Annotated in this window: 1 protein-coding gene, 1 tRNA gene and 3 rRNA genes; 1 reads left to right on the top strand and 4 read right to left on the bottom strand. The window is 47.0% G+C overall.

Annotated elements, in window-relative coordinates:
- Window positions 1–101: 101 nt before the first annotated feature.
- Window positions 102–1,665: ribosomal RNA gene (locus tag BN53_RS08820) — 16S ribosomal RNA — on the bottom strand.
- 685 nt (window positions 1,666–2,350) lie between these two features.
- On the opposite strand from BN53_RS08820, the gene BN53_RS08815 reads away from it, so the two are divergent.
- Window positions 2,351–3,961 (top strand): multicopper oxidase family protein, encoded by a 1,611-nt coding sequence (locus BN53_RS08815; RefSeq protein WP_009560593.1) that lies wholly within the window; start codon window positions 2,351–2,353, stop codon window positions 3,959–3,961.
- 376 nt (window positions 3,962–4,337) lie between these two features.
- Here the strand turns inward: BN53_RS08815 and BN53_RS08810 are convergent.
- The 3 genes from BN53_RS08810 to BN53_RS08800 all read right to left on the bottom strand — a co-directional run bounded on the left by BN53_RS08810 (window position 4,338) and on the right by BN53_RS08800 (window position 7,513).
- Window positions 4,338–4,410, bottom strand: a tRNA-Asn gene (locus tag BN53_RS08810).
- A 13-nt stretch (window positions 4,411–4,423) separates the two neighbouring features.
- Window positions 4,424–4,540: ribosomal RNA gene (gene rrf, locus BN53_RS08805) — 5S ribosomal RNA — on the bottom strand.
- 70 nt (window positions 4,541–4,610) lie between these two features.
- Window positions 4,611–7,513, bottom strand: a 23S ribosomal RNA gene (locus BN53_RS08800).
- Between the last annotated feature and the right edge of the window lie 64 nt (window positions 7,514–7,577).

Below are 7,577 nucleotides of genomic sequence, written 5' to 3'. Positions count from 1 at the left end.
GAGAGCTAATGCCCTCAAAACTAAACAAAGTTTCTCAGTGTGCTTCCGTACCTTGCGGATTCTCTTAGTATCTCTACTCTCCTCCGCTTTGGCTTCCTTAGAAAGGAGGTGATCCAGCCGCAGGTTCTCCTACGGCTACCTTGTTACGACTTCACCCCAGTCATCTGCCCTGCCTTAGACGGCTCCCTCCTTACGGTTAGGCCACCGGCTTTGGGCGTTGCAGACTCCCATGGTGTGACGGGCGGTGTGTACAAGGCCCGGGAACGTATTCACCGCGGCGTGCTGATCCGCGATTACTAGCGATTCCAGCTTCGTGCAGTCGAGTTGCAGACTGCAGTCCGAACTGAGAACAGCTTTCAGAGATTTGCTTGCCTTCGCAGGCTCGCTGCTCGTTGTACTGCCCATTGTAGCACGTGTGTAGCCCAGGTCATAAGGGGCATGATGACTTGACGTCGTCCCCACCTTCCTCCGGTTTGTCACCGGCAGTCTCATTAGAGTGCCCAACTCAATGCTGGCAACTAATGACAAGGGTTGCGCTCGTTGCGGGACTTAACCCAACATCTCACGACACGAGCTGACGACAGCCATGCACCACCTGTCTTAGCGTCCCCGAAGGGAACTCCCAATCTCTTGGGATTGCGCTAGATGTCAAGACCTGGTAAGGTTCTTCGCGTTGCTTCGAATTAAACCACATGCTCCACCGCTTGTGCGGGCCCCCGTCAATTCCTTTGAGTTTCAACCTTGCGGTCGTACTCCCCAGGCGGAGTGCTTAATGCGTTAGCTGCAGCACTGAGAGGCGGAAACCTCCCAACACTTAGCACTCATCGTTTACGGCATGGACTACCAGGGTATCTAATCCTGTTCGCTACCCATGCTTTCGAGCCTCAGCGTCAGTTGCAGACCAGAGAGCCGCTTTCGCCACTGGTGTTCTTCCATATATCTACGCATTCCACCGCTACACATGGAGTTCCACTCTCCTCTTCTGCACTCAAGAAAGACAGTTTCCGATGCAGTTCCTCGGTTGAGCCGAGGGCTTTCACATCAGACTTATCTTTCCGCCTGCGCTCGCTTTACGCCCAATAAATCCGGACAACGCTTGCCACCTACGTATTACCGCGGCTGCTGGCACGTAGTTAGCCGTGACTTTCTGGTTGATTACCGTCAAATAAAGATCAGTTACTCTCTCTATCTTTCTTCACCAACAACAGAGCTTTACGATCCGAAAACCTTCTTCACTCACGCGGCGTTGCTCCATCAGACTTTCGTCCATTGTGGAAGATTCCCTACTGCTGCCTCCCGTAGGAGTTTGGGCCGTGTCTCAGTCCCAATGTGGCCGATCAGTCTCTCAACTCGGCTATGCATCAATGCCTTGGTAGGCCTTTACCCTACCAACTAGCTAATGCACCGCGGGTCCATCCTTTAGCGACAGCTTGCGCCGCCTTTCAAGCTCTAGCCATGCAGCTAGAGTTGTTATCCGGTATTAGCACCTGTTTCCAAATGGTATCCCAGACTTAAGGGCAGGTTACCCACGTGTTACTCACCCATCCGCCGCTAGCTTGTATCTATGTCCGTTCCGAAGAACTTCTATAGGCAAGCTCGCTCGACTTGCATGTATTAGGCACGCCGCCAGCGTTCGTCCTGAGCCAGGATCAAACTCTCATTTTTTATAAAATAATAGTTCTTTAAGATCTTTGTCTCAAAATTTATTGCTTGCGAATTGACTTCGCTTATTTTTTGTTTGGGTTGTTACACCCGCACACTTTTAGCGAAACTTTGTTCAGTTTTCAAAGTACTAGCTCGTCTGCTTTGTAGCAGACCGCTCTTTTATTTTAGCAGATGTCTTCTTGCCTGTCAAGAAGTTTTTTTATCCCGCCGATCGAGCTCTTTGTCTTGCGCCCGACGACAGTTAAATATATTACTCGCTTGTCTTCCCTTTTGCAAGTCTTTTTTTCAACTTTTTTCAATCCCTCTCCCCCAACCCTTGATAGACTGGGATTTGTTGAGATAATTTTTTATCTGATTTTTTCAAAAGTCTCCTATTGATTCCTCGTAAATCTAACTAGCAAATTCTATTATCGTGACCAAAAAGTTTCAAATGTTTATATAGTTTCATTATTTATGTAACAGCGCAAAAATATTTTTTATCTCTGAATTGAATGACATCTTGTCATATTATCTAACATTGTTATTCTTTGGAACTTTTAGTTAAATAACTATTTTTCACAAATTAATTCCCTAAATCGCCCTTTTTTCTCTTTAGCGATTTTCTTTTTATAGTCACTGTACAAACGCTTACATAAGCGTTAAGTTAGTATTTGTCTATAGTATTTAAAATAAAGAAGGTAAAATTATGTCAGAAAAAATTTACACCAATTATTTTTATGACGAAGCAGATTTCGACAAAAATCATGGTATGGGCTACAAGCCTTTAACTATTCCTGAAGGCGTAACTGCTCAGCCTTTAGCAGTTCCTCCAGTTCTAGAGCCTGACAAGGTTGAAGGAGACGACATTTGGTTTACGATTGAATCCCAAGAAGGCGAAAGTCAAATTTTGCCTGGTGCTAAAACCAAGACTTGGGGCTACAACGCAGGACTACTTGGCAAAACTATGGTAGTTAAAAAGGGACAACGCGTTCATGTTAAGCTTAAAAATAGTTTACCAGTACTGACTACTTACCACTGGCATGGTATGGAAGTTCCTGGACCATATGAAGATGGTAGTTGCCACGCTCCTGTTTACCCAGGTGAAGAAAAAGAAATTACTTTTACTGTTAAGCAACCAGCTGCCTTAACTTGGCTTCATGCCCACCCATGTCCATCTACTGCAATGCAAGTTTGGATGGGATTGGCCATGGGAGTTGTGGTAACTGATGACAATGAAAGTCGTTTACCTATTCCTAAGAGCTACGGTGTAGATGAATTTCCAATTATTTTGCAAGATCGTACTTTCCATGAAGAAAATCAACTTGATTACCGAAAAGATTACGATCCAATGGGAATTTTTGCCGAAACTCCTTTAATCAATGGTGTAGTAAAACCTTATATTGACGTTACTACCCAAAAAGTTCGCTTGCTTTACTTAGGTGGATCAAACCGTCGCGAATGGAGATTGCATTTTGACGATGATTTGGTAATGACTCAAATTGCCGGCGATGATTCATTCTTGGAACACCCAGTGAAAATGACCAAGCTTTTAGTTGGTCCTGGCGAGCGTCTTCAAGTAATCGTTGACTTTTCTGGCTACAAAGAAGGTGACGTGGTTAATCTCTACACTGATGATTTCAAGCTAGTTGAATTTAGAATCCACAAGTTTGAAAAAGATGACTCCAAGTTGCCATTCAAGCTCTTTACTCCTGACGACCGTCCAGTAAATCCAAATGCACCAATTCGTAAGATTACTATGGATGATCATGATAAGATTAACGGAATGCGCTATGCGATGGAAAGAATCGATATGACGCAAGAGCTTAACTCTGTTGAATATTGGGACGTAACTAATACCAATCCAAAGTCACATGGTATGCTTCACCCATTCCACATTCATGGCGCACACTTCTTAGTCGTATCGCGCAATGGCCATGACCCATATCCAAATGAAATGGGCGTTTACAAGGATACAATTGAAGTTGCACCTCAAGAAACTGTTCGCTTGAAGGTCTACTTCCCACAAGTTGGTGTCTTCATGTACCACTGCCACATTATCGAACACGAAGATGCCGGTATGATGGCCCAAATTCAAATCATTGATCCAAAAGATCCTGATAAGAAATTCAAATTGATGGACATGGAAACTATCACTAACGCCTTTGCCCAAGAAATGGGCATCAAGCCAAGCGAAGTCTTCATGCCAGGTATGGATGTTGAAGATATGGACATGGGCTGCGCATTCCATGAAGCAGAAAAAGTTGTCAGCAAAAAATTAGTTGATCAAGTTTCTGCAGCCAGCAAGCATCATCACTAAAAATATAGAACACTAAAAGAGACGATCTCTTCAAACAATTGAAAAGATCGTCTTTTTTTATAATTCATCTGCTTTAGTAAAAATATCCCAGATCAAAATCACCAAAATAGCATCTGGTCAGATCAACCAAGTCCAGTCCCACCCATCATAGAACTGATAAGCAAATATAGCACTGGAAGCACTGCCCAAAAAGCTTTCTTGATCTTACTATTTCTTAGTTGCTTCAATATTTAGAAGAAAGTGTATTAAACTACCATCAAGCAAGGCTGTCACTTTGTCAACTAGTGGTTGCAATGCTGTTATATCAACGTTTTTAAGTATTTTTGGGCAAAAAAAGAGGACAGCTTCGGCTGTCCTCTTCCTTCATTCCGCTTAGCTCCGGCTGTCAGACTCGAACTGACGACATCTTGATTAACAGTCAAGCGCTCTACCAACTGAGCTAAGCCGGAATATTAAAAAAGAGCGCGGCAGCTTCCTACCCTCACAGGCAGTTGCCCACCAACTACTCTCGGCGTTAAGAAGCTTAACTTCTGTGTTCGGCATGGGAACAGGTGTATCCTTCTTGCTATCGCCACCGCACTCTTTTCTTGAGCTTGTGCGCTCAAAACTGAATCCAATCCGCTCAAAACCTTTAGAAATCGTCTAGCCTTCGGTCAAGTTCTCGACTGATTAGTACTGGTCCGCTCCATAGATCGCTCTACTTCCACTCCCAGCCTATCTACCTCATAGTCTTTGAGGTGTCTTACTGCTTTCGCAAAGGAAATCTCATCTTGAGGGGGGCTTCGCACTTAGATGCTTTCAGCGCTTATCCCTTCCGCACATAGCTACCCAGCGATGCTCTTGGCAGAACAACTGGTACACCAGCGGTGCGTCCATCCCGGTCCTCTCGTACTAAGGACAGCTCCTCTCAAATTTCCTACGCCCACGACGGATAGGGACCGAACTGTCTCACGACGTTCTGAACCCAGCTCGCGTGCCGCTTTAATGGGCGAACAGCCCAACCCTTGGGACCGACTTCAGCCCCAGGATGCGACGAGCCGACATCGAGGTGCCAAACCTCCCCGTCGATGTGAACTCTTGGGGGAGATAAGCCTGTTATCCCCAGGGTAGCTTTTATCCGTTGAGTGATGGCCCTTCCATGCGGTACCACCAGATCACTAAGCCCGACTTTCGTCCCTGCTCGAGTTGTCTCTCTCGCAGTCAAGCTCCCTTATACCTTTACACTCTGCGAATGATTTCCAACCATTCTGAGGGAACCTTTGGGCGCCTCCGTTACACTTTAGGAGGCGACCGCCCCAGTCAAACTGCCCACCTGACACTGTCCCTAGCCCGGCTTACGGGCCAAGGTTAGAGCATCCATCAAACAAGGGTAGTATCCCAACATTGCCTCCAATAAAACTAGCGTCCTATCTTCTCTGGCTCCTACCTATCCTGTACATGTTTAACAGATACCCAATATCAAGCTACAGTAAAGCTCCATGGGGTCTTTCCGTCCTGTCGCGGGTAACCCGCATCTTCACGGGTATTATAATTTCACCGAGTCTCTCGTTGAGACAGTGCCCAAATCATTACACCTTTCGTGCAGGTCGGAACTTACCCGACAAGGAATTTCGCTACCTTAGGACCGTTATAGTTACGGCCGCCGTTTACTGGGGCTTCAATTCGAACCTTCGCCTAAGCTAAGCTCTCCTCTTAACCTTCCAGCACCGGGCAGGTGTCAGCCCCTATACGTCGTCTTACGACTTTGCAGAGACCTGTGTTTTTGATAAACAGTTGTTTGGGCCTATTCACTGCGGCTGATGTCTCCATCAGCACCCCTTCTCCCGAAGTTACGGGGTCATTTTGCCGAGTTCCTTAACGAGAGTTCTCTCGCTCGCCTTAGTGTTCTCCACTCGACTACCTGTGTCGGTTTGCGGTACGGGTACGCTCGATCTCGCTAGAAGCTTTTCTTGGCAGTGTGACGTCAGAGCCTTCGCTACTTTGATTTCGCTCCAGGTCGCGCCTTGTCCTTTCGAAAGCAAGCATTTGACTCGCTCTCAGACTCGACGCTTCTACATGCTTCCAGTCGCATGCGCTCTTAGCCTCCTGCGTCCCTCCTTCGCTCAAACGATCGATCGCAGTACAGGAATGTCTACCTGTTGTCCATCGACTACGCCTCTCGGCCTCGCCTTAGGTCCCGACTTACCCTGGGCGGACGAGCCTGCCCCAGGAAACCTTAGTCATTCGGCGGATAAGATTCTCACTTATCTTTCGCTACTCATACCGGCATTCTCACTTCTAAGCGCTCCACTTATCCTCTCGATTAAGCTTCGCCGCACTTACAACGCTCTCCTACCACGTGCTCTTTAAAACACATCCACAGTTTCGGTACTATGCTTAGCCCCGGTAAATTTTCGGCGCAGCGTCACTCGACTAGTGAGCTATTACGCACTCTTTAAATGATGGCTGCTTCTGAGCCAACGTCCTAGTTGTCTACGCAACTCCACATCCTTTTCCACTTAGCATAGATTTGGGGACCTTAACTGGTGATCTGGGCTGTTTCCCTTTCGACTACGGATCTTATCACTCGCAGTCTGACTCCCGCGCATAGATATGTGGAATTCGCAGTTTATCTGAATTCAGTAACCCCTGACGGGCCCCTAGTCCAAACAGCGCTCTACCTCCACTATCCTCTTCGCGAGGCTAGCCCTAAAGCTATTTCGGAGAGAACCAGCTATCTCCAAGTTCGTTTGGAATTTCACCGCTACCCACAGCTCATCCCCGCAATTTTTAACTTACGTGGGTTCGGTCCTCCAGTGCGTTTTACCGCACCTTCAACCTGGCCATGGGTAGGTCACTTGGTTTCGGGTCTACGTCAAACAACTTGTCGCCCTATTCAGACTCGCTTTCGCTGCGGCTCCGTCTTTTCTGACTTAACCTCGCTATTTAACGTAACTCGCCGGTTCATTCTACAAAAGGCACGCCATCACGCTTTAACGCGCTCTGACTACTTGTAGGCACACGGTTTCAGGTTCTCTTTCACTCCCCTTCCGGGGTTCTTTTCACCTTTCCCTCACGGTACTGGTTCACTATCGGTCACTAGCTAGTATTTAGCCTTGCGAGATGGTCCTCGCGGATTCAACCGGAATTTCACGTGTTCCGGCCTACTCAGGATACTGCTAGGCTCGATTCGGATTTCGCTTACGGGGCTCTCACCCTCTCTGGCTTACCTTCCCAGATAATTCTGCTATCCTCTTCTCTGCCACGTCGCAGTCCTACAACCCCAATGGATAAATCCACTGGTTTGGGCTCTTTCCGTTTCGCTCGCCGCTACTTGGGAAATCGATCTTTCTTTCTCTTCCTGCAGCTACTTAGATGTTTCAGTTCACTGCGTCTTCCTTTGCATCGCTATCTATTCACCATGCAATGACATATCTCTATGCCGGGTTCCCCCATTCGGATATCTCCGGATCTCTGCTTGCTTACAGCTCCCCGAAGCGTTTCGTCGTTTGCCACGTCCTTCGTCGGCTTCTAGTGCCTAGGCATTCACCGTGCGCCCTTTTCTACTTGACCTTACTCAAGATCTCTCTTTAGTCGCTCTACAATTTCTTGCAATTCAATGATTGTCTCGGTTTTT

It is taken from the genome of Lactobacillus pasteurii DSM 23907 = CRBIP 24.76 (assembly GCF_000297025.1).
Lineage (GTDB): Bacteria > Bacillota > Bacilli > Lactobacillales > Lactobacillaceae > Lactobacillus > Lactobacillus pasteurii.
This window is presented reverse-complemented; position numbering and strand designations above follow the sequence as displayed.

Coding starts and splice junctions, on each gene's coding strand:
- BN53_RS08815 (WP_009560593.1), top strand. CDS start 2,351: ATGTCAGAAAAAATTTACACCAATTATTTTTATGACGAAGCAGATTTC.